This window comes from Acanthopleuribacter pedis, assembly GCF_017377855.1.
Lineage (GTDB): Bacteria > Acidobacteriota > Holophagae > Acanthopleuribacterales > Acanthopleuribacteraceae > Acanthopleuribacter > Acanthopleuribacter pedis.
In genome coordinates, this window is the sequence record NZ_JAFREP010000010.1 from 253,836 (window position 1) to 275,933 (window position 22,098).

The following is a 22,098-nucleotide window of genomic DNA, read 5'->3' on the forward strand; positions in this document are numbered from 1 at the left end:
CATGTTCGCAAACCAGAAAACCATCTTAATCAGCGGGGGCAGCCGCGGCCTGGGTGCCGCCATGGTGGCGGACAGCCTGGAACACGGCCACCGCGTGATCACCTTCTCCCGCCGCGCGTCCGACGACCTCAAGCGCCTCGGCGACGCGTTCGGCGAACGCCTCGTATGGGAAGCGCTGGACGCGACCGATACCGATGCCGTCACCCATTTTGTCAAACGCATGATCGCGGATCACGGGCGCATCGACGCCCTGGTCAACAACGCGGCCGTCAGCTTGGAGCAGCTGTTCCCGCTCACCTCACCCGAGGCGGTCGAACGCACCCTGACCATCAACCTCACCGCCTGCATGGTGCTCACCCAGTTGGTTTCGCGCAACATGCTGGCCCATTCCGCCGGTAACATTATTAATATTGGTTCCATTCTCGGCTCGCGCGGTTACAAAGGCACCGCCGTTTACAGCGCCACCAAGGCCGCGCTGGAGGGGTTTACCCGCTCCTTGGCCCGCGAACTCGGCAGCCGCGGCATTCGCGTCAACTGCATTGCCCCCGGTTTCATCGAAACCGATATGACCGAGGGTTTGGATCCAAAGCAACGGCGCCAAATCGAACGGCGCACGCCGCTCGGCCGCCTCGGCCGGGTCGAGGACGTGCTCGGCCTGCTGCGGTTTTTGTTGTCGGAGGACGCCGCCTTCATGACCGGTCAAGTCTTGGTCGTCGACGGCGGCCTTACCTGCTGAACAAAGGGGTCCTGGGATGACAGATTGGCTTCAATCGGCCGAGGCGCTGTTGCGCACACTGATCGGCACAAAGCTGGGCATGGACGGGAACAGCCTGGATCCCGACACGCCGTTTTTCCTGATGGGCGTCAACTCCATGATCAACCAAGAGATCGTGTTGGGTTTGGAAGCGTCCTTCGGCCCGCTGCCGCCGTCGCTCCTGTTTGAATACCCCAACCTGAGCGGGTTGGCGCGGTACCTCGCCGAAACCTATCCCGATGTGTTTCAGCGCGATGCCGCGACAGAACCGCAACCAACCGAACCTGCCGAAATAAACCCTGAGCCAACGCGGGAAGCTGAACCCACAACGGCCAAACCATCGCCCGAACCGACACCGGCCCCAACCGTCGCGGTCGGCACAAGCACGACCGAGCCACCCGACCACGCCGTGGCCGTCATCGGCATCAAAGCCGATTTACCGGGCGCCCGCGACCTGGATACGTTTTGGCGCAACCTGCGCGACGGCGTGTGCAGCATTTCCACCATTCCCCCCAACCGCTGGGACGTGGCCCGTTACTTCGACCCCGACGGCGCCGACGGCAAAGGCTATTGCCGTCACGGTGGCTTCATCGAAGGCTTCGACCGCTTCGACGCCGCGTTTTTTAAGATGTCACCCAAGGAAGTGGCCCTCACCGATCCCCAGCAGCGGCTTTTTTTGGAAACCGTTTGGGGCCTGTTCGAGGACGCCGGCATCAACCCGCGCGAGGTACCGCGCGACACCGCCGTTTTGGTCGGACTCAACGCCGCCGACTACGGCATGTTCGCCAACCAGGCCGCGCTCCAAGGCCGCGGCGCCTACCGCAACGCGGACTATTACCAAGTCGCCAACCGCGTCAGTTACTTCTTCAACTTAAACGGCCCGTCCCTGGCCCTCGACAGCGCCTGTTCCTCGGCGGGCACCTGCCTGGCCCTCGCCTGTGACATGTTGCGTGCCGGGACCTGCGGCACGGCGGTCGTCGGCGGCGTGAATTTGTTCCTGCACCCCAGCCGCTTCGTGCAGTACGCGGGCATGCGCATGCTGTCGCCGAGCGGACGTTGCCGCCCGTTCAGTGCCGACGCCGACGGCACCCTGTTCAGCGAAGGTGTGGCCGCCGTGCTGCTCAAACCGCTGGCCCAAGCGCGCGCGGACGGCGACCCCATTTACGGGATCATCCGCGGCTGGGCACTCAACTCGGACGGTAAAACCAACGGTTTCACCGCGCCCAACCCGCTGGCTCAAGCCGACTTGGTCGAAGAAGCCCTCAAGCGCGCCGGTGTGCCGCCCAGCGCGATTTCCTACGTCGAAGCCCACGGCACCGGCACCCCGCTGGGTGACCCCATTGAAATCCGCGGGCTCGATATGGCCTACACCCGCGCCGGATCGGATCGCCTACCCGGCACCGTCGCCCTCGGTTCCGTCAAAGGCAACATCGGTCATTTGGAATCGGCCGCCGCCTTGCCCGGCTTAATCAAGGTGCTGTTGCAGATGAAACACCGCACCTTGGTACCGTCGCTTTTTGCCGAAACCCTCAATCCCAAGATCCCATTCGACCAAGTCCCCTTCCGGGTGCAGCAAGATTGCCAACCTTGGCCCGCCCCAGACGAATCAGGCGCGACGCCGCGCCGCGCCGGGCTCAGCGCCTTCGGTGCCGGCGGTAGCAACACCCATTTCATCCTGGAAGAGCACATCACGCCCGCCGGCCCCCCACCGGCGGGACCTTTTGTGTTCCCGCTTTCGGCCGCCGACGCACCCGCCCTCGAGCGGGCGATTCAAAGCTTGGCCGCCTACCTCGGCGACCATCCAACGCTTGACCCGGCCGAGGTCGCTTTCACCCTGCAAACCGGGCGCGCCCCGCTTGCCCACCGCCGCTGTTGGATCGCCCACACGCTCGCAGAACTCCGTGACGCCCTTGCCGAGCCCGGCACGGACAACAACGTCTCGAACGAATTCACCACCGAGATCGAAACATTACTCGAGCAACGCGATTTGCAGACGCTCGCCGGCCAATGGTGTCAAGGCGTGAACCTGGATTGGCGGCGGCTGTACGCAACCCCGCCGCGGCGCGTTTCCCTGCCTAGTTACCGCTTTGGCGGCAAACGCTTTCCGCTGCTGCAACCGACATCAGCCACCGCCCATCCACTGCTCGGCAAACCGGCACCAAACACCGGGGAACAACGGATTTTCCACACAACCCTTTCCCCGACAAACGCTTGGCTCGACGACCACCGCGTCGGCGGTCGCGCCTGTGTCGCCGGCGCCGTTCATCTTTCCGCCTGTGCCGCCGCCCTGCAACACTTGGGTTACCGCCGCCCCTTCGCCGTCAGTCACCTCCAGTGGCACAGTCCACTGTTCTGTGATTCCGGCGACCGCGACATCGCTCTAATCCTCACACCGACCGAAAACGGCTGGTCATTTGCCCTCGAGGACGACGGCGGCGGTCGCAGCGTCGCGGGTCGGCTCACAACCGACTGGGCGCAAGCCGCGCCGTCCACCGCCGTGCCACGCCTAGAAGATTACCCCAAAATTCTCGACGCAGCCGCGATCCAACGGCACCTCAACGACATCGGTCTCAACTACGGCCCCACCTTCCAAGGCCTGCAAGCCGTGGGGCTGGACGATGCGCGCGCGCTCGGCCGCATCTCCGTGCCCGCCTACCAGTGTGCCGACTGGTCACCCTGCTCGCCCGGTATTTTGGACGCCGCCTTTCAAGTCTGTGTTTTTCTCAGCCAAACCGAGGGCCGCCCCTTTTTCCCGCTTTCCCTTGAAGACGCCGTCTTTTTCGCGCCACCGCCGCCCGAATGTTACGCCCAGGTCCGGCGCCTAAACGACCATCAGTTCGCGGTCACCATCACCGATCCCGCCGGGCAGGTTTGCGTCGCCATCCGCCATTATGTGGGACGGCCGGGCCGAGACCCCTTGGCCACCCTGTTCCACGTACCGCGCTGGGAACGCCGCCAAGTCAAGTTGCGGGCGAACCCCGTCGCGGAGCAGGTGCTCCTCGTCAACCTGAACCCCGACGCGGCGGGCGCCGCCCGCTTCTGCACCGCCCTGGCCGCCACCTTCCCCCGAGACGCGGTCACCACCACCGAGGACGCCGCCCACCCGAGCGTCCAAAGCGCGGACCGCATTGTGTGCCTCGCCTTGGGCGCCGCCGGCGACCTGATCCCGGACAACGGCGAACTGATTGGGTTGCCGCTGTTTCGCGCCCTGGCCGCACGCACCCGGCCCGTGCTGCTCACCCTGGTTACCAACCGAACCGAACACCTCCTCGGCGAAGACCAAGTCCATCCCGACGGCGCCGCGCTTTTCGCCTTGGCCCGTTCGCTGCACCGCGAGCAACCGCGCCATCGGATCCAATGTTTCGATATCAACGGCGAAGATCCCGACCCTAGCCTGCTCACCACCCTTCGCGACGCCGAACCCACCGACGCGGAACCGCTTTACCTGCGCCGCGGCGCCGCTTGGCAACGCGCTCTCTACCCGCTGGAGGGTGGCACGCCGCGGCCCCAACCGTTCAGCCGCGGCGGCGTTTGGCTGATCGCGGGCGGCACCGGTGGCTTGGGCTTCGAAACCAGTGTGTTTTTGGCCGAACGCGCCGAGGCCCGGCTCGCCTGGATCGGCCGTCGCGCCGAGGACGCGGCCATTCGCGACCAAATGGAACGCGTCCGCACCCGCGGCGGCCAGGTGTTTTACCTGCAGGCCGACCTGTGTGATTCCGAATCCATGAGCGCCGCCGTCGCCGCAACCGTCGCCCGTTTCGGTCCCATTGAAGGCGCGATTTTTTCAGCGCTAACCCTTGCCGACGCCGTGCTCGCCAACCAGACCCCCGAACAATTTACACGCGCCTTCCGCGTAAAAACGCTGGGCACCCGCGTCTTCTGCGACGTCTTGCAACAACAACCGCTGCGTCACCTCCTCTTTTACAGTTCGATTAACGCCCGCCTCGCGCCCCCCGGCCAGGCCAATTACAGCGCCGGCTGCGCCTACCAGGACGCCTACGTGCGCGCCCTGCCCTATTTCAGCGACGCCGTGAAACGGATCATCAATTGGGGTTACTGGGGCGACGTCGGTTCAGTCGCCGGCGAGGAAAACGCCGCGCGCTTGAGCCGCGAGGGCCACCAACCGCTTAATCGCCATACCGGCATGGCCGCCCTCGAACGCGTCTGTTCCCTGCCGATCCAACAGGTTTTTGTGTTCGGCGGGCGTCCACCCCTGACCGAACGACTCGGCGTCCAAAACCAACCCGTGCAGTTCACCGCGGCCGGCGACGAAACCCTGCCGCCGCGGCAACTCCGCTTCGGTGACGGCCGCTTGCACGCCGGGATCGCTCCTTTTATCCAGGCCGCGCGGGCCCTCGATCAACAGACCTTGGCGCGCATCGCCGCCCTCCCGGAAATCGCCGCGCTCCCCGACGATCCCGAGGCGGCCGCGCGCACCCTCGGCGTGGTTCCCGCCTACCAAAAACTTTTCCGCGCCTTGTTCCCCCACATCCAGGCCGCGCGGCAACGGGCCGAACAGCCGCATCGATCCGCGCCCGAAACCCTAGCCGAGATCGCGTTCTTGCTGCCCTTGCGCGACGCGTGCCTCGCCGATTTTGTACCCGTGCTAACCGGCCGCCGCGATCATCGCGCCGTGTTGTTTCCCGGCGGCTCGTTCGATTTGGTCGCGCCCGTCTACCGCGACCACCCCGTCACCCAGGCCGCCAATCAGATCGTGGCCCGCGCCGTCGCCGACCTGGTCGCGGAACACCCCGCCGGCCCCTTCCGCATTTTGGAAGTGGGAGCCGGCACCGGGGCCACCGCCGCCGCCGTGTTGCCGCTGTTGCCCCAAGTCGCGCTCACCTACGTCTTTACCGACATCTCACCGCATTTTCTGCACCGCGCCGAACAGCGCTTTGCCGGCGATTACCCTTTTGTCCGCACCCAAATCCTCAACGTGGAAAAAGCACCAAGCGATCAGGGTTTCACAGCCGGCGCGTTTGATTTGGTGCTGGCCACCAACGTCGTCCACGCCACCGCCGAGGTCGAACGCGCCCTCCTGCACATCAAGTCCCTGCTTAAACCGGGCGGCGCCGTGCTCCTCAACGAACTGACCCATACCGAGTTCTACCATTCGCTGACCTTCGGCTTAACCAGCGGTTGGTGGGCCTTCCGTGACGGCGCCCTGCGTTTGCCCGATTCGCCGCTGTTGGATGCCGCCGGCTGGGCCGGGGTTTTGACGCGGTGCGGGTTTGCCGACATTCATAGCCGCGATCTGTGCGACCAAGGCGGCGGGTTCGCCGGACATAGTTTGATTACCGGCACCAGCGACGGCATCGTTCGGGGCACCGCCGTGTCCCGACCAAGCAACGAATCACCGAATCAGGTTACCCCGCGTGCCCCTATCACTCAAGCGCCGCCGGCACCCGTCACACGACCCAAATCAGCGGCCGGCCAAGGTCGCCGTGCCCGCTGTCAAAGCATTTTGATCCAGACCTTTGCCGCCGCCGTCGACGCCCAGCCCGGCGAACTCGATCCCGAAACCGATTTTGAAGCCTTTGGGATTGATTCGCTGATCTCCCTAGACGTCGTCGACCGCCTCAGCCAGGTGTTCGGAGAACTTCCCACCACCTTGCTGTTCCGCAACCGATCCATAAACGAAGTGACCGACTGGTTGCTGGAACACCGTGGCGAGGCCGTGGACAACCACCTCCGCGAGGAGGACGGCAGCGCCTCGGCGCAGGCGGAAGCCATCGAAGCAAGCGCCTTGGCCCAAGCCGACACCGAGCAACCGCGCCCGCTGTTGCTCAAGGTGTTCGCTGCCGCGCTCAATTGCAGTGAAACCGACCTTGACCCCGACGCCGACTTTGAAGAGTTCGGGATTGATTCGTTGATTTCCCTGGAGATTGTCGAATCCCTGCGCGCCGATTACGGCGAACTCCCGGCCACGCTGCTTTTCCGCCATCGCACGCTCAACCAACTGGCGGCCTGGTTCCAAACAAACCGGCCGACACCATCCGTCGCGGCAACGGACCAACCACCGTTGCAATCCCCCGCCGAACCGGCCGGCTTCAAACCGCACGGCCGGTCCGCCGCGGAGCGCGACCCCATTGCCGTCATCGGCCTTGCCGGTCGTTATCCCTTGGCCGCCGATCTCGAACAGTTTCGCGACAATTTGGCCCAAGGCCGCAACTGCATTACCCGGCCACCCGCGGACCGCAACCTGCCCGCCGCCGCCTGGGGCGGCTTTCTCGACGGGGTCGACCAGTTCGATCCGCTGTATTTCCGCATCGCCCCCAAGGACGCGCGTACCCTCGACCCACAGGCCCGGCTCTTTTTGGAGATCGTGCTGCGCACCGCGGAATCAGCCGCTTACCCCGCCGGCCGCCTCAAACGGTTTCAACGGGAAGCCGGCCCCGTCGGCGTTTTTGTCGGTTCTATGTACCTCCATTACGCCCAGCTCGCCCGCCCCGAATCACCCGCTTTTGCCGCCGCCTCGCTCAACGCCTTTAACGCCGTCGCCAACCACGTCTCGCATTTCTTCGACCTGCGCGGACCCAGTATCGCCGTGGATACCGCCTGTTCCGCATCCCTCACCGCCGTCCATTTGGCCTGTGACGCCCTGCAACAAGGTCGCTGTGCCATGGCCTTCGCCGGCGGCGTGAACCTCAGCCTCCACGCCGCCAAGTTCGCGGGCCTCACCGAGTTGGCCTTTCTCGGCTCGGGACCCAGGTCGCGCAGCTTGGGACAGGGCGACGGCATGTTGCCCGGCGAAGGGGTCGGCGCCGTGTTGCTCAAACCCCTGTCGCGCGCCTTGGCCGACGGGGACCGCATTTTTGGCGTCATCAAGGCAAGCGGGGTCAACCACGGCGGTCGCACCAATGGCTTTCACACGCCCTCCGGCGCCGGCCAAAGCGCGCTCATTGCCGATGTGCTGACCCGCGCCCACATCAACCCCGAAACCATCGACACCGTCGACCTTGCCGCCAACGGTTCGCTGCTGGGCGACGCCGTCGAGTTCGACGCCCTCGGCGACGCCTTCCGCCGCTTCACCAACAAAAGCGGCTTCTGTTCCGTCGGCAGCGTGAAATCCAATATCGGCCATCTTGAGGCCGCTTCCGGCATCTCCCAACTCACCAAAATGCTGCTACAACTTGAGTCCGAACGCCTGTGGCCGACCCTCCACGCCGATCCCCCCAATCCCGACATCAACTGGGAAGATTCCCCCTTCCGGCTTCAAAACCAAACCACATCCTGGCCGGAACCCGCCGACGGGCGGCCCCGTCGCGGTGCCGTTTCGTCCTTCGGCGCGGGCGGTTCCAACGCCCACCTCATCGTGGACGGGTGGCGCGAGACACGGCCGACCCCGAGTGAGCGCGTGATCGCCGACCGCATTTTGGTGCTGTCCGCGCGCGACAGCACCGATTTGGAAACCACCGTGCGCCGATGGTGCGCGTTGCTCGAAAAGCAGCCGGACCTGGATCTGACCCGGCTTTGTTACACCGCCCAGGTCGGCCGCGATCCCCAATCGGCGCGCGTGGCGATCATCGCCGAAAACCGAGACCTTTTGCACGGACAACTAAAGGCCTACCTGGCGAACCCAACACCTAGCGCCATGCGCCCCGCCGTGCCGCCAACCGACGCGCACCAACCGCGCCACGACCTTGCCGCACGCTGGCTCGCGGGCGAACCCATCGACTGGCAGGCCCTGTACCCGACACCGCCGCGACCGCTGCCCATCCCCGGCGTAGTGCTCCACCCTCGCCGCTGCTGGTTCCACCCGGAAGAATTGGTGCACCAACCGGAAAGCGCTGTCACGAAACCCCATCCAAATCCGGCCCAAGCGCTTCCCGTTATCGCGACAAACCCGGACCCGCGTCCCGTCCTCATCGCCGCTTTGTGCCGTCTGCTCGGCTTCCAGCCAGAGGACATCAACGAACGAACCCCCTTTGCTGAAATGGGCATGGCCAGCCAACGCATCAGCGCTTTTGCCGCGGACGTCGGTTCCCAACTGGGTTTGTCCTTGCGCCCCATTGATGTTTACAACCACCCCTGTTTGGCCGATCTGTGTGTCTTCCTAAAAACCGCACCACGCCAGGCAGCCGTGCGAGCATCAGAAGAAACGGCGCCACCCCCTGTCGGGGCAACGCCACCCGCCGTCGGGGCAACGCCACCCGCCGTCGGCACGACGCCACCCGCCGTCGGCACAACCCGGGCTTTGGTGCTTCAAGGCGTCATCCCCACCGAACAAGCCCAATGGCAAGACCACCCCATCGCGGAACCCGCCCCGGATGAACTCAGCTTGGCCGTTCACGCCTCGGGCGTAAATTTCCAAGACCTTCTGTGCCTCCAGGGGCTTTACCCCAACATGCCCGCCTACCCCTTCGTCCCCGGCGCTGAGGTCGCCGGGACCGTGACCGCCGTCGGCGCTTCCGTCACCGGATTCGCCGTGGGTGATCGCGTCGCCGCCGTAACCGGCGCACAACTCGGCGGCCACGCCGATCACGTCAACGTTCCCGCCAGGCAAAGCGTCCCCATCCCCGACCACCTGGCGTTCGCAACCGCCGCCGCCGTACCCGTCGCCTTCCTGACCGCCCACCAAGCCCTGTTCCAGCTCGGCAAGCTTCAAGCGGGAGAAACCGTTTTGATCCAATCAGCCGCCGGCGGGGTCGGCGCCACCGCCGCCGTGCTTGCCAAAGCCGCCGGCGCCCGCGTCATCGGCACCACCGGTTCACCTGAAAAAGAACCCTTCCTGCGGCAACTGGGCGTCGACGCCGTGATACCAACCCAAATCCCCGATTTTGTCGACCAGGTGCGCGCCGCCCGCGCGGGTCGCGGTGTCGATCTGGTCGTCAACAGCCTCGGCGAAACCATGATCCAGGCAGGCCTCGATTGCCTCGCTCCCAACGGGCGTTACGTGGAATTGGCGCTAACCGCCTGGCGGGCAGCCCACGGGTTGGATCTCTCCCGCCTGGTCGCCAACCAGTCGCTCCACGTGCTCGATGTGCGCCGCCTTTTGGACCAAAACGCACCCGCCGTCGCCCCCTCTTTCGCCGCCTTGCGCGCATACCTCGCCGCCGGCGCCCCCGACTTCCCAGCCGTAACCACGTTTCCCGTGAGCCACGCCGCGACCGCGCTCGACCGGCTCGCCGCCCGCAAAACCACCGGCAAAATCGTCCTGATCCCGCGAGCCCAACCCGCGACAAGCCAACCCAAACCCACACCGCCCGGCCGACGCACACCGCAACCCTGCCACGACGTCGCCGTGATCGGCATCGCCGCCCGCTATCCCGGTTCACCCGACGCCGACAGCTTCATCGACAACCTCATCGCCGGTCGCGCCTTCATCGAAACCGTTCCTGCCTTCAAATGGTCGCCCGACAGCCTCCAAAAAAAGGGCGTGGATGAAAACGGCGCCCGCTGCGCACGCTGGAGCGCCAACCTGGCCAACGCCGAATATTTCGACCATCGGTTCTTCTCCATTTCCCCGGCCGAGGCCCTGCTCATGGATCCCCAACACCGTCTGCTGCTGGAGGAATCCTGGCGCGCCGTGGAGAACGCCGGGTATGCCGCCCGCGAATTGGCCAAAGGGCGGTGCGGCGTTTTCGCAGGCGTCGTCGGCGGTGATTACCACCACCGCATCCGCGATCTGAGCGCGCGCCGCCTCACCGGCAACACCCATTCGTTAGCCGCCGCCCGCATCGCCTACTACCTCAACCTCAAAGGACCCTGTATCGCCGTCGACAATGCCTGCGCCTCGTCCCTGGTCGCGCTCGACCTCGCCTGTCGCGCCCTCATCGACGGCGAATGCGACACGGCCCTAGCCGCGGGCGTTCATGTCTCCGCCTCCGCCGACAACCACATCATGCTCGCGGAGCTCGGCCTGCTCTCCGCCCGCGGCGTGTGCGGCACCTTCGACGCCGCCGCCGACGGCGTCGTCTTGGGCGAAGGTGTCGGCGCATTGCTGCTCAAACGCTTGGACCGTGCCCGCGCCGACGGCGATACCATTCGCGGCGTCATCAAAGCGACCGGCACCAACAGCAACGGCACCGGCAACGGCCTGCTCGCCCTCAAACCCGAGGCCCAAGCAGCGCTGCAACGCCGTGTCTACCAACGGGCGGGCGTCGATCCCCACGATCTCGATTACATCGAGGTCCAGGGGCCCAGCACCGTGCTCGGCGATTCGCTGGAAGTAGGCGCGCTGGCCACGCACTTCCACACCGGAACCGCGCCGGCCTTGGGCTGTTTGAAACCCAACATCGGCCACGGCGTAGCCGCATCGGGGTTGGCCGCCCTCACCAAGGTCTTGCTGGCGATGGAACGGAACCTCATCCCGCCCAACATCGGCGTGCAAACCGTCAATCCCGCGCTACGCGAAACCGGCTTCCGTTTTCCCACCGAAGCCACCCCCTGGCCAACCCACGCCGGACGCCCCAAACGCGCGGCCGTCAACAATTTCGGCTTCAACGGCACCAACTGCCACGTCGTCGTCGAGGCGCCGTCTTAAGGCGTCACGGCTAGCCCGCTTTTCTCACAAGAATTCGTCGCGAGAAGCAGAAAGCTTTGTGAGTACAAAGATTAGGACCGAGAGACGGCACAGGGGTCCGACCTATCGGCGTAGCAGCTGAGGCGAAGGCGGCTCGACCGAGTAACGCGGAAGGCCGCCCCCTCGTAATCGCAAGACCTTCGGCTTCGTAGCAGAATTCTTTGTGAGAAAGGTGGGCTAGGCCACGACAACCCGCGTACCCGCCGCATGATCGTGCAACATCCGTTGGTTTTCATGAAAAATTGAAAGCATATCGATGATCACCAACCAGTGTCCGATCAGGGGAATACCCACTACCAGAGCCACCACACCATGCCGCCAAAACAACGCGCCCAAACTTGCTTTCTCGCCATCAGCACGCACGACCTTAATATCGCAAAGGTGTTTACCAATGGTCTGCCCCTTGGTGGCCAGTAGATAGATATGGAGCAAGCTCCAGGTACCAAAACCCATCATTCGGTTAAGCCACTTTAACTCGGGGTCCATCATCATTCGCCACATCGGCTCGAAGAGCCCGACGACCGAGAGGGTTACGATGAAAAGTATCATCAAATCAATAAACGCGGCAACGGCACGACTTGACCGTGTCGCATCTTGTATAGGCGAAAGTTCCAAATCCATTTCCTGAGTTCCTTTCCTGGTGCGCATTCCTGTGAATCGGCCCAAATAGGCGCAAGTTAATACAAGAAAGGGCCAAGAAAAACGCGACGCCTCACCGCGCGATGAGGCGTCGCCGTCACCCCGCTACCAGGTTTTTTCAATGGTTTTGCCGTCGACCTGGACCCGAGCCACGTAGTTGAATGTGAATTTGCGCCAGTCCCAGCGCCATTGCTCGCGTACCGAACCGGCGCGGATGACCGTTTCGAAGGCATCGAAATCACCGTGGCTTTGGTTGTTGCCGACCACCACCGCCCAGGTTTGGCCGCGTTCGTCATCGCAGGCGAAATGGCCGTTAATCACCGCGTTACAGTGTTTGTACACCGCGACATAACCGTCCCCTTCCCGACCAAGGACCCAGTTCCCAAAGGCCCGGGTCTCATCGAAGCGGTCTTCCGGCCAATAAAGCGCCACATCCAGGTCGTCGATGCCGAAGATCGGCAGATCCACATTGGGTTGATACATGACCAGGGCGACGTTGTCGTTTTGGGTCACGTGGGGCAAATGGGTGTTAGCGTTCATGCTGCCGCGGTCACGCCATTCGGTTTTGACCTCGCCGGATTGGGTCCAAACCGCGATGGTCCCGGTTGAGGCCACCCAGGGAAATAGTTGGTAGCCCAAACGGCCGCTCCAGTAGCCTTGGGTCGCCGTCAAGGATACCGGACCGTCCTTGTAAATAGCAATATTTACACCGGTTAACACCGAACTCCGCGTGATCGAGGCCAGGATGATGGAACCGGTTGAGGCCACCCAGGCGGGAAAACCTTCGAAACCCGCGAAATCGTTGAAATCGTGGTGTTCCCACAGATCGAGTTCGTCGAGCAACCACAAGGTATCCTCGGCGAGGTCGGGATGGAAGTAACCACCCGCGCTCCACTGGAAAATAATCCTGTCGATGTCGCTTTGACCGGCGTGGAGCACATCGCCCTGGGAAAGCGGATGCCCCAGGGTCAGCGATTGGTTGAGCTGGGGTCGCCAGGAATCGATCACTGCACCAAAGTCCACCGAGGAGGTCGCCACAAAAGCGCTCGCGTGGGAGGCGTCCGTCGGCACCGGCCCCAAACCGGTGAACAGGTAATTCACCTTGTCGTGGTTGTGGTTGAGCGCCGAGAGGTATTTGCTCACGTAGTTGCGGCCCGCCGCGGGGAAAAAGGCGCCTTGCTCATTCACCAGGAGCAACACGTCGGCCATCAGGCGTTGCGCGGCGCTTGCCGCCAATGCCGCGATTTCCATGTCTTGGGAAAAGTCGGCGAGGTTAAGCAGCCCGCTCAGCGTATAGGGATAGTACGTCGAAGAGAAGAATTCGTAGTAACCATATTCAATTTTCAGGTTGAGGTAATGAATCAAACGCTTGCGCAAAGCGTCATCGACGGACCAGTCGAAGCGTTCCATCATCAGCCAATCGGAGGACATCCACATGATCATGTGGTTTTCCGACCAATACACGCGCAGGTCTTCGTTTTCGCGCAACCAAAACGGAAGCTGGGTAATGATGGGCAGGATGCGCTCGTCGTAGGCGTCGGTCAGGCACAGGACCCGCATCAGAACGACCAGGACAAAGTCCGAGGTTTCGCGGTCCAACAAACCGCTTAACAAATCGTCCAAATGGGTTTCGGACAGCGGCAGGCCTTCAAAGGCTTGAATGGGTAATGCGTTGTTGTTGAGATTGGCTAGGGCCGTTTGGCGAAAGGCCGCTTTGCGTGCCTCGAAGTCGGTTGAGGATTGGGCGGTAAGGTCAAAAGCACCAAAGAGCAAAAAAAGGAGCGCGACAACCTGGGTCGCACGAAACCCGAATCGGGTCGTTACAAAGGGGTTCATAATGAATGTCCTTACTAAATGAATCGAGAACAGCGTGAACCAAGCATCAATCTCAGGTTCGCCACGGAGAGCGGACCTTCCGACCGCGAACACACTCGACCAGGAAGGCCGCGAGCGTGCCGGTTGCAAGCGAAATGGACCGAGCGCGGGCAAAGAAGCGCCTTCATTCGCGAATTTTCCCTTTAGGCGCGGGCCGTTCAGAGGAAGAAGCGACCCCTGGGGGTCGGGTGCGCAAGGAAGCATTGGCTAAACAGAACGGAGCACCGACAAGATGCCGGCAAGGCGTTCGCCCCGCGCGATTCAAGCAGCCAAATCGAGCACCGCCGGCGTCATGGAACAGGACCGAGCACACCCCGGCAACCTGTTTATCCTTATTGAGCTTGATGACGCCCATCCTACGTTCAACCGTGCCCGATCCTGGCTGAAATCCCCACTTTCAGCCAAGGTTTCACACGCCGCCACCGCGCCGCCGGTCCCAGAACGCGCATTCGCGAACCATCGCAACGACCATCGCTTGCCGCGACGCAACAACCGTGCTGAAATAACGTTTGAACCTAAGGAGCGCGATAAACGCGAGGATTTTGGCTAAAAATCTGGAGCGAAATGGTATGGAAAAAGCAGACCGGGGTCGCGCACGACGCGCACAAAGTGGCCCTGAGCATTTTTACAGGCCGTTGCAGCCCAGAGGTTTAACCAAAATCGCCGCGATTTATCGGGTTTCTTAGGTTTTGACCTGACCGATCCGATCAACCATCGCGAGGAGCGCCCGTGTCTTCCACCACCGACACCCACATTTTGCTTTACGACGATCACTGCCCCCTGTGCCGCTTCCAAATGAAAGTCCTCACCTGGCTGGATTGGTTTAATGTGCTATCGCTGCTACCGGTCAGCAACCCCAAGGCCCGCGAAATGGCGCCAAACATCGAACGCGCCGATTTGCTGGAAGCGATCCACTGCGTCACCCGCACCGGCCGCATCCATCGCGGCGCCCGCGCCCTGCGTTTTGTCGGCATGCGCATGTTACCCACCATCCCGGTGGCCTTGTTCCTATGGATCCCCGGCGTCATTTGGATCGCCGAGCGGGTCTACATGTGGGTCAGCCGCAACCGCCACCTACTCAGCCGGGTGTTCGGCTGCAATGAAGCCTGCGCGGTCATGCCGACCCGCGCCCGAGAAAACGACCAAATCCTCGACCAAAACCCCGCCAAACCAGAAGCAAGCTAAGGATTTAGCGACCCGCCACATCTTCATGGGTCCACGCCGGCAGCAAGGTTTCAAACAAGGCAGTGGTTTGCCCAACCCAATCACGCAAGGGTTGCCATTCCTCCGGGTAGTCGCACCACCCATGAACGATAAACCGGTTAGTGCCACGAACACCTTGCACTAGGCAAAGGGTAGCGTCCAAGCTGATCGCACCCAGGTTTGCGGGCAATAGCTGTAAGGAAAAAGGCCGTGTGGGAACGGCCTTTTCTTGTTTTAGCCTCCTGGGGCGTAATAAATCGTGGTTGCCGGGCCAATGGGAAGGCCCAACCCAAACACCCAGAGGTAAAAGAAAATGATCCAGCAAAAAAGGAAAAGCATCGAATAGGGCAGCATGGTGGAAACGATGGTGCCGATTCCGATTTTTTTGTCGAAACGCATCGCGAACGCCAGAATCAGTCCGAAATAAGACATCATCGGCGTGATCACATTGGTGGTGGAATCACCAATGCGGTAGGCGGCTTGAATCACCTCCGGGCTGAAACCCACCAGCATCAACATGGGTACAAAAATAGGCGCCGTCACAGCCCATTGCGCCGAGGCCGAACCGAGCATGAGGTTGACAAAGCAGCACATCAGAATAAACGGGATGAACACCAGTGCGTTGGTTAAGCCGATATCCTTGAGGAAATCAGCGCCCGTCACCGCTAAAATCGAACCGAGGTTGGTCAATTTGAAAAAGGCGACGAACTGCGCGGCAAAGAAGACCAGCACAATGTAAAGACCAAGCGTACTCATCGCTTTCGCCATACCATCGACCACGTCGTCGCCCTTTTTAATGGTACCGACGACTTTGCCGTAAACCACGGACGGGACCAGGAAGAAGATGAAGATGAAGGCCACGATGCCCTTTAGGAAGGGTGAGTTTAAGATTTCATCGGTTTCGGGGTTCCGCAAGGCGCCGCCTGATTGCAACATAAAACCAACGATCCCCATTAAAACCAATACGGAAAAGGCCGCCATCCATAGGCCGCGAATTTCGAGACCGGAGACGGGCTTGAGCGTATCGGACGTATCCAGTTTTTCACTGGCGAGACTGGGGTCATAGGTACCCAAGCGCGGTTCGACAATCACAAGGCTCACAAAGGTCCCAACGATGGTAATCAGGAAGGTAGAACCCGCCATAAAGTAATAATTCACCGCGGCGTGAACCTGGTAAGCGGGATCGATCAACTGAGCTGCTTCCTGGGTGATACCCGAAAGCAAGGGATCGACCGTGCCAATCAATAAGTTGGCGCTATAACCACCCGATACGCCGGCAAAAGCCGCCGCCATGCCGGCAATAGGATGGCGTCCGAGCGAAAGATAAATGTACCCCGCCATCGGCACCAAAACCACATAACCCATTTCTGAAGCCGTGTTGGAAAGCACGCCGCCGAGAACCAAAGCCGCCGTGATGAAACGAGGCGGCGCTTTGAGAACCAGCAGCCGAATGGCGACCGTGAGTAACCCCGAACGCTCGGCGACGCCGACCCCCAACATGGCGACAAGCACCGTTCCCAAGGGCACAAAGTTGGTGAAATTGGTAACCAAACCAGAGACGATGAGCCGCAAGCCTTCCCCGTTCATCAAGGAGACGGCGTAAATCATGCCGTCTGCACTTCGCCCCTTTGCGCCTTCGGGCCGAGGATCGACAACGGAAAGATCGAACAAGCCGGCAATGCCGCTAACCAAAATGACACCAAGAGCGAACATGGCAAAAAGAATCACGGGATGCGGCAATAAATTACCGAGCCATTCAACAAGGTTCAGGAACTTTCCGAACCAGCCTTGCTCTTTGTGCTCTGGGGCGTTGGATTGAGATGAAGGGGTATCAGACATGATAAGGTACTCACTTTTGGAAATTTAGGGTGTTGCGAGGGCATTCCAGCCTGACGGCTTTTCGTTCCGCACGGGAAGTGGATACACATACAGCTTGCGGCGTCGCCCTCATGAATAAACCGTAAGCTTATCACCGAAGCCCTATAAATGGACCCGGATATCTCTGAATCTCCGAAAAAAGGATCACGCAAACTATTGTTATTGTTCACCTTTCACCGACGCGCCGCCAAGATGAACCAAGAGACAAACGTCCGCGATTCAATCAAAGCACCCCTTCAGCATTCAGCAAAGCGCGGGAACGTGCGGGGACCGGTTTCCGCAACCGTTGTTTCAGATAGCGATCCTCGCGTTGCCACCATCCACAACCGAACTCAAGTCGAACAACCGCCCATCCAAAATAAAGCCTAACCGTTGCACAAACCTGTTCGCGCGTTTGGCCGCCCTTCTCTCCGATTCCGTTGATCGCCGGCCGACGAAGAAACCAATTCCCTTGTGCTTGGGACCCCCCACAGAAATCTAGCTGAGTTATTTTGTGAAAAATGGCGGATTCTCCCTCCTAAGGGGAATTACCTCGTAGTCGGCTGAAAGCAGCCGATTTTATTTTTTAAATTGAGGATTTTTTATGAAATACGTTGCGAGTGTTTTTGCGCTCATTGGTTTTTGCTATTTCTCATTTGCTCAAGATGTGCATTTAAAAGACTATGACGGCTATGTTGCCGGCGATGGCGATTGGGGGGCCGCACTTGATGTCGCGCTCAGCGATGCCGGCCCAACCGGTACCGTCCTGTTGGATCGAACCATCTTCATCCATTCCTGGGAAACCACTACAACTTCCGTGCGTTTGGCCGCGGCGCCGGGAACGGCACCCATAATCGAAACCAACGGTCTCGTGATCCATGCAACGGGTGATATCGAACTCACCGGCATTGAGGTTCAGGGCGCAACAACCGCCGAGGAAGTCCCTACCTTGGTGGTATTTCGCGGAGCCGCCCGGGTGAAGCTCGAGAACTGTGTCATTCGAGACGCACAAGAAGGACTGATGGGTCTTAATATCCACGGCACCTATGAATTTCGCAATACCAACTTCCTGAATTCCGGTTTAGCACGCCGCATGCGTTGGAACCCAATTCTAAAGAAACACAAACCAAGCGGGACCGCCTTGGGTATTGCCTCTGGAACCGGCGGCGAGCTGGTGAATTGCCATTTCACCAATATTTGGGGGATCGGCCTGTGGCTCAATGAAAACGATACCCAGCGACTCTTCGTGGATAACATGCATGTTGAAAATATCGAATACGGCGGCGGCATTTACATGGAAGGCGATCATGCCTCCGTGCTGAACAACACGCGGAACGTGACCGTCACCAACAGTTCCTTTAGCGGTTATTCCATTAACGGTATCCGCGTGAATGGCAGTAACCATGTCCTTACCGGCAACGAGTTTTATGGTGACGGAACGGCCGCGATCAAATCGCACTATTTACGCGATAGCCGCATTTCAGGGAACCAAATTTTCCCAGAGAACGGGGGTGGCATTGAACTGGTGGCCTACCCCGCGGCGGGACATGGTATTGAAGGTGTCCTTGTTCTCGGGAACACCATCACCAAAACCGGCAGCGGCATCATCTTAAACACAAAAGGCGGCACCTACCGCGACGTGCGTGTCATGAGCAACCGAATCAACGACAGTCGCGATTGGGCGATTGTCGCCTGGTCGGCGAGTCCAACCTCGAATAACCAATTTATCTACAACCGACTTTCCAATCAGGGCGGCCGCCCCTTTGGTTTTTCAGCCATGAACATCCAATCCCAGCAGGCGCCGGTCATCTCCCATAACCAAATCCTCGGCGAAGCCGGCTCGGGCAACTACGGCCATGTAACACTCACCAATTGCACCGCCCCGAAAATGACGGGCAACAGCCTGGTAGCCCCGGATTGTATCAACCGCACCAAGGGTGGTTTTGTGTTTTTCGGAACGACCTCAATTGAGCTGGAAAGCACGAATTTCCAAGAAATTAATGTACCGGGTTACAAACTGGACGCGGGCAGCACCATTTCAGGGGTAAACGGTTCGACGTTCAAGTTCGGTACCTGTCATTGGTAAACGGGAAACAAAAAACAGAAACCTGATCGATTCGAGGAGACGGGTTCGGTTTTCGAGCACACCCGCTAAAATCAAAGGCTCCGTTTAAATAGCGCGGTACGCAACAGGGATTGCCCCAGTTGCGTGCCGCTTTCTTGCATCAGTAACAAAATACGCGGAGATGGTTTTGCGCAACATATTGTGATTGTTGAGTTTCTACCGGTGCTCTTCCAGAGCACATTGTGAAAACTAATTGGTGACCCTGGGTTGGTCGCGGGCTGCTTTGCACCCGCACCCAACCCAGGGCTGAAATCCGGCAAGGCTTCACCTTGCCAACGGTATCGGTGCCGGCGTCCCCCTTCTGCGAGGCGGTAACCGATTTAGATCGGCGGTTATGCCCCGGTCCATTCTGGGTAGCTATTTACCGTCCTCACAATGATTGCCCTGACGAGGGAGGGACATCCGCGTGCTTACTGATGGACACGGCAACACTCTGGAGACCTGGGGGATACCCTGGGTTGGTCGTGGGCTGCTTCGCGCCCGTACCCAACCCAGAGTTGGTATCCAGCAAGGATTTACCTTGCCAACGGTATCGGTGCCGGCGTTCCCTTTGTGCGGGGCGGTAACCGGTTAAGATTTTCGGTTTTGCCCCGTTGTTTCTAGGTAGCCTACTGTCCACCCCACAATGACCGCCTTGACGAGGGCGTGACATTCGCATGCTTTCCGGTCGCAGGGCAACGCCGTGAAACCGCGTTAAACGAAGGGGGGTCTCGTTTGAGGCCCCATTTCTGTATTTCACCTAAAAAACACGATACCTCGCGCTTTTTAAGTTTTACCCTTTGATGATGGCGACGACGCAGGGGCGGGGTGGCGTGTCCAATTGGTCTGAGGGCCAGTTGCTGCCGCGGGGGACCTCGCGCTCCTGGGCGACGATCTGCCCTTCCCCGTTGCGGATTCGGAAGCGTTCTTTGCCCGCCGGCTCGGCCCTCGTACGGGTGCCGTAGATTTCGCCCGGATGCTGCACCGAAAGAATCAAGGTTCGGCCGTCGGCCGCGAAGGTGGGGCCGGTTAGCTCGCACTCGCAGGGACCCACCGCGAAGCAATGGGGCACGCCCCGTGACGGGCCGTCCGCCGGGACCATGTACATGGCGTTGTTGCCAAACACGCCGGGATAGCGTTTGCCGCCCGGTTGGAAGGCTTTTTTATCCGAGGCGTTGCCGCGGTTGAGGGTGCCCGAGGAAACGTCGGTCACCAGCCACAGGTTGCCTTGTGGGTCGAAAGCCAGGTTGTCGGGACAGGCGAAACCGCCGCCCGCGTCGCAGACGTCGCCGGAACTGACGAACTTGCCCCAGCTAAACCGTGTCGCCGCGGGGTCGTCCTCCGCTTCGATCAAGCGGTAGATGCCGCCGTATCGACGCGAGACGTCGCCGACGGCGTCCTCGAAAATGCGCTGGTCCGGGGAACCCGAACCGCTGCCGGTGTGATCGGTGAAGGCGATATACACGCTGCCGTCGCCAGGGTGCACCTCGAGATCTTCCGGGCGCGAGGACGGGGTGGCGCCGATTGCGTTGGCCATCACGAAGGCATCCAGCACCAGCAAACCCTGCTTTTGGTCGCGGTCCGCGCCTTCCACCAGGTCGCCCAGGGTGCATGCGTCAAACGCTTTGTTGGTATAGTTTTCGATTTCGGCGACCCAGGCGTCGACGGACAAAACGCCCTCGCCTGGTTCGGTGCCGACCAGAACCTCGCCGCCGCTGGGTCGGCGCGGTAGGGTCAAGCGGCCGCGGCTACAGTGTTCCGGTTGCGGGCGGACCAGCTTTTGCTCGGGCACCAGGGGCAACCATTCGCCACTGAAACCCGGTTCGAAGCGGGCGGCATACAAGGTGCCGTCGCTGAGCAGGTTGGTTTCGCCGCGCGCGTCTTTGGCTTTTTGTTTGCTCACGAATTTCCAGACGTGGCCGCCGCGGCGGTCGTCGCCCATGTAGGCCGCCATCTGCTTGCCCGCCACCACGCGCGGGGCCAGGTTCTCGTGGCGGAAGCGGCCCAGCCAGGTGTGTTTCTTCATTTGGCCCGTGGCCGGATCGAACTCGCAGACCCAGCCGTACTCGCGACCATCGAGCGGCTTTTCCAAACCGAACCCGAAACCATAGATGAAGTTGGGGGCCGGAATCGAACCGTCGACGGTGCCGTCCCCTTTGCGGCTCACCTGGAACATCACGCCCTTGCGGTCGGTCTCCAGCTCGGCACCGGCGGGCGTCACGCCGGGGTTGAGGTGGTTCTGAATGTTCTCCTCGCAGGTGAGGAAGGTGCCCCAGGGGGTGGTGGCGCCGCTGCAATTGCCGAAGGTGCCACGCGGCGCGCTGTTGAACAAGAAGGCGGCCGGTCCGTCGAAGGAGGATGCGTCCTCGCCGGCCATGGTTTTGACATTGTGGGGGGCAATCCCGCTGAAACGGCGGTGATCGGTCGCATCGCGCACCACGCTGAAGCTGCCTGAATCGTCACGGCGCACGCGCACGATGGAAATCCCCAAATCGTCGAGGGCCGTTTCGCACAGACGGTGGATCTCGGCTCTGGCCGGCTCCGGCAAGGCGGCTATTTGGGCCAGGGGTATGGCATTGCCGGGAACCGTGGTGCCGGCCACGCGCGTCACCGGTTTTTTGGGGTCGGCGGGGTCGGGCGCCAGCCCCACATCGAAGGCGGCGGTTTCGCGGAACTTGGCCATGCCCTGCAACCACGGACGCGCCGAAATGTCCTCGTGGTTCACGAACAGGAAATAATCGGTTTTCGAGCCGGGCACGGGCAACAAACCGGTGTAATCATTGTTGTAGCCGAAGCGGATTTGGTGGCCGTCGGCGCCGAGCAGATCACCCCAGCCGGCGATGATACGGTAGGAAAATCCCTCGGCCAGTTCGAGCCCGTCGCTGACGGTGAAAACAGAGGGCGGCGCCTGCTTGGGCGCGGCGGCGGAGGGCACGGGTCGCGCGGGTTCGGTCCAGTTGGGTTTGCCGTCGGCGGCGACCCAGCCGGTTTGGGCGGCTTTTCCGGCGGGTGTTTCGCCGACCTTGCTCGAGGTACAGTTAAAAAACGGTAACCCGCCGGCCACGGCGCCGGCACCCATGTATCGAAAAAAAGAACGGCGACTGATCTCACCGGAAGAACGCGACTCGGTCATGACAGTGT

The 22,098-nt window shown here is 61.2% G+C and carries 9 protein-coding genes; 5 read left to right on the forward strand and 4 right to left on the reverse strand.

Going from position 1 to position 22,098, the window contains the following annotated elements:
- Position 1: 1 nt before the first annotated feature.
- Together J3U88_RS12895 and J3U88_RS12900 are read left to right on the forward strand one after the other, a co-directional pair.
- Positions 2-736, forward strand: a complete 735-nt coding sequence (locus J3U88_RS12895; protein WP_207859180.1) for an SDR family NAD(P)-dependent oxidoreductase — start codon at positions 2-4, stop codon at positions 734-736.
- Between the two features lie 16 nt (positions 737-752).
- Positions 753-11,240, forward strand: a complete 10,488-nt coding sequence (locus J3U88_RS12900; RefSeq protein WP_207859181.1) for an SDR family NAD(P)-dependent oxidoreductase — start codon at positions 753-755, stop codon at positions 11,238-11,240.
- A 216-nt stretch (positions 11,241-11,456) separates the two neighbouring features.
- Here J3U88_RS12900 and J3U88_RS12905 read toward each other — a convergent pair whose 3' ends face one another.
- Both J3U88_RS12905 and J3U88_RS12910 read right to left on the reverse strand, forming a co-directional pair.
- Positions 11,457-11,900, reverse strand: a complete 444-nt coding sequence (locus tag J3U88_RS12905) for an RDD family protein (RefSeq protein WP_207859182.1) — start codon at positions 11,898-11,900, stop codon at positions 11,457-11,459.
- A 123-nt stretch (positions 11,901-12,023) separates the two neighbouring features.
- Positions 12,024-13,754, reverse strand: coding sequence for a hypothetical protein (locus J3U88_RS12910; RefSeq protein WP_207859183.1), 1,731 nt, complete (start codon positions 13,752-13,754; stop codon positions 12,024-12,026).
- 271 nt (positions 13,755-14,025) lie between these two features.
- Between J3U88_RS12910 and J3U88_RS12915 the strand changes: the two genes are divergently transcribed.
- Both J3U88_RS12915 and J3U88_RS12920 read left to right on the forward strand, forming a co-directional pair.
- The gene (locus tag J3U88_RS12915; RefSeq protein WP_207859184.1) at positions 14,026-14,343 is read left to right on the forward strand and encodes a hypothetical protein; all 318 of its coding nucleotides are present in this window, start codon (positions 14,026-14,028) and stop codon (positions 14,341-14,343) included.
- 179 nt (positions 14,344-14,522) lie between these two features.
- Complete coding sequence (locus J3U88_RS12920; protein ID WP_207859185.1) at positions 14,523-14,978, forward strand: DCC1-like thiol-disulfide oxidoreductase family protein; 456 nt, start codon at positions 14,523-14,525, stop codon at positions 14,976-14,978.
- 252 nt (positions 14,979-15,230) lie between these two features.
- On the opposite strand, the gene J3U88_RS12925 is transcribed toward J3U88_RS12920, so the two are convergent.
- Entirely contained in the window at positions 15,231-16,835 is a 1,605-nt protein-coding gene (locus J3U88_RS12925) for an AbgT family transporter (protein ID WP_207859186.1), read from the reverse strand.
- Between the two features lie 622 nt (positions 16,836-17,457).
- Here J3U88_RS12925 and J3U88_RS12930 point away from each other — a divergent pair.
- On the forward strand, positions 17,458-18,939 hold the full coding sequence (locus tag J3U88_RS12930) for a right-handed parallel beta-helix repeat-containing protein (RefSeq protein WP_207859187.1): 1,482 nt from the start codon (positions 17,458-17,460) through the stop codon (positions 18,937-18,939).
- 811 nt (positions 18,940-19,750) lie between these two features.
- Here the strand turns inward: J3U88_RS12930 and J3U88_RS12935 are convergent.
- Entirely contained in the window at positions 19,751-22,090 is a 2,340-nt protein-coding gene (locus J3U88_RS12935) for a PhoX family protein (protein ID WP_207859188.1), read from the reverse strand.
- Between the last annotated feature and the right edge of the window lie 8 nt (positions 22,091-22,098).

What these genes read in the sequence shown, in the direction of transcription:
- J3U88_RS12910 (WP_207859183.1), bottom strand. Translation starts at nt 13,754, where the DNA reads ATGAACCCCTTTGTAACGACCCGATTCGGGTTTCGTGCGACCCAGGTT.
- J3U88_RS12905 (WP_207859182.1), bottom strand. Translation starts at nt 11,900, where the DNA reads ATGGATTTGGAACTTTCGCCTATACAAGATGCGACACGGTCAAGTCGT.
- J3U88_RS12930 (WP_207859187.1), top strand. Translation starts at nt 17,458, where the DNA reads ATGAAATACGTTGCGAGTGTTTTTGCGCTCATTGGTTTTTGCTATTTC.
- J3U88_RS12915 (WP_207859184.1), top strand. Translation starts at nt 14,026, where the DNA reads ATGCCGGCAAGGCGTTCGCCCCGCGCGATTCAAGCAGCCAAATCGAGC.
- J3U88_RS12925 (WP_207859186.1), bottom strand. Translation starts at nt 16,835, where the DNA reads ATGTCTGATACCCCTTCATCTCAATCCAACGCCCCAGAGCACAAAGAG.
- J3U88_RS12935 (WP_207859188.1), bottom strand. Translation starts at nt 22,090, where the DNA reads ATGACCGAGTCGCGTTCTTCCGGTGAGATCAGTCGCCGTTCTTTTTTT.
- J3U88_RS12900 (WP_207859181.1), top strand. Translation starts at nt 753, where the DNA reads ATGACAGATTGGCTTCAATCGGCCGAGGCGCTGTTGCGCACACTGATC.
- J3U88_RS12895 (WP_207859180.1), top strand. Translation starts at nt 2, where the DNA reads ATGTTCGCAAACCAGAAAACCATCTTAATCAGCGGGGGCAGCCGCGGC.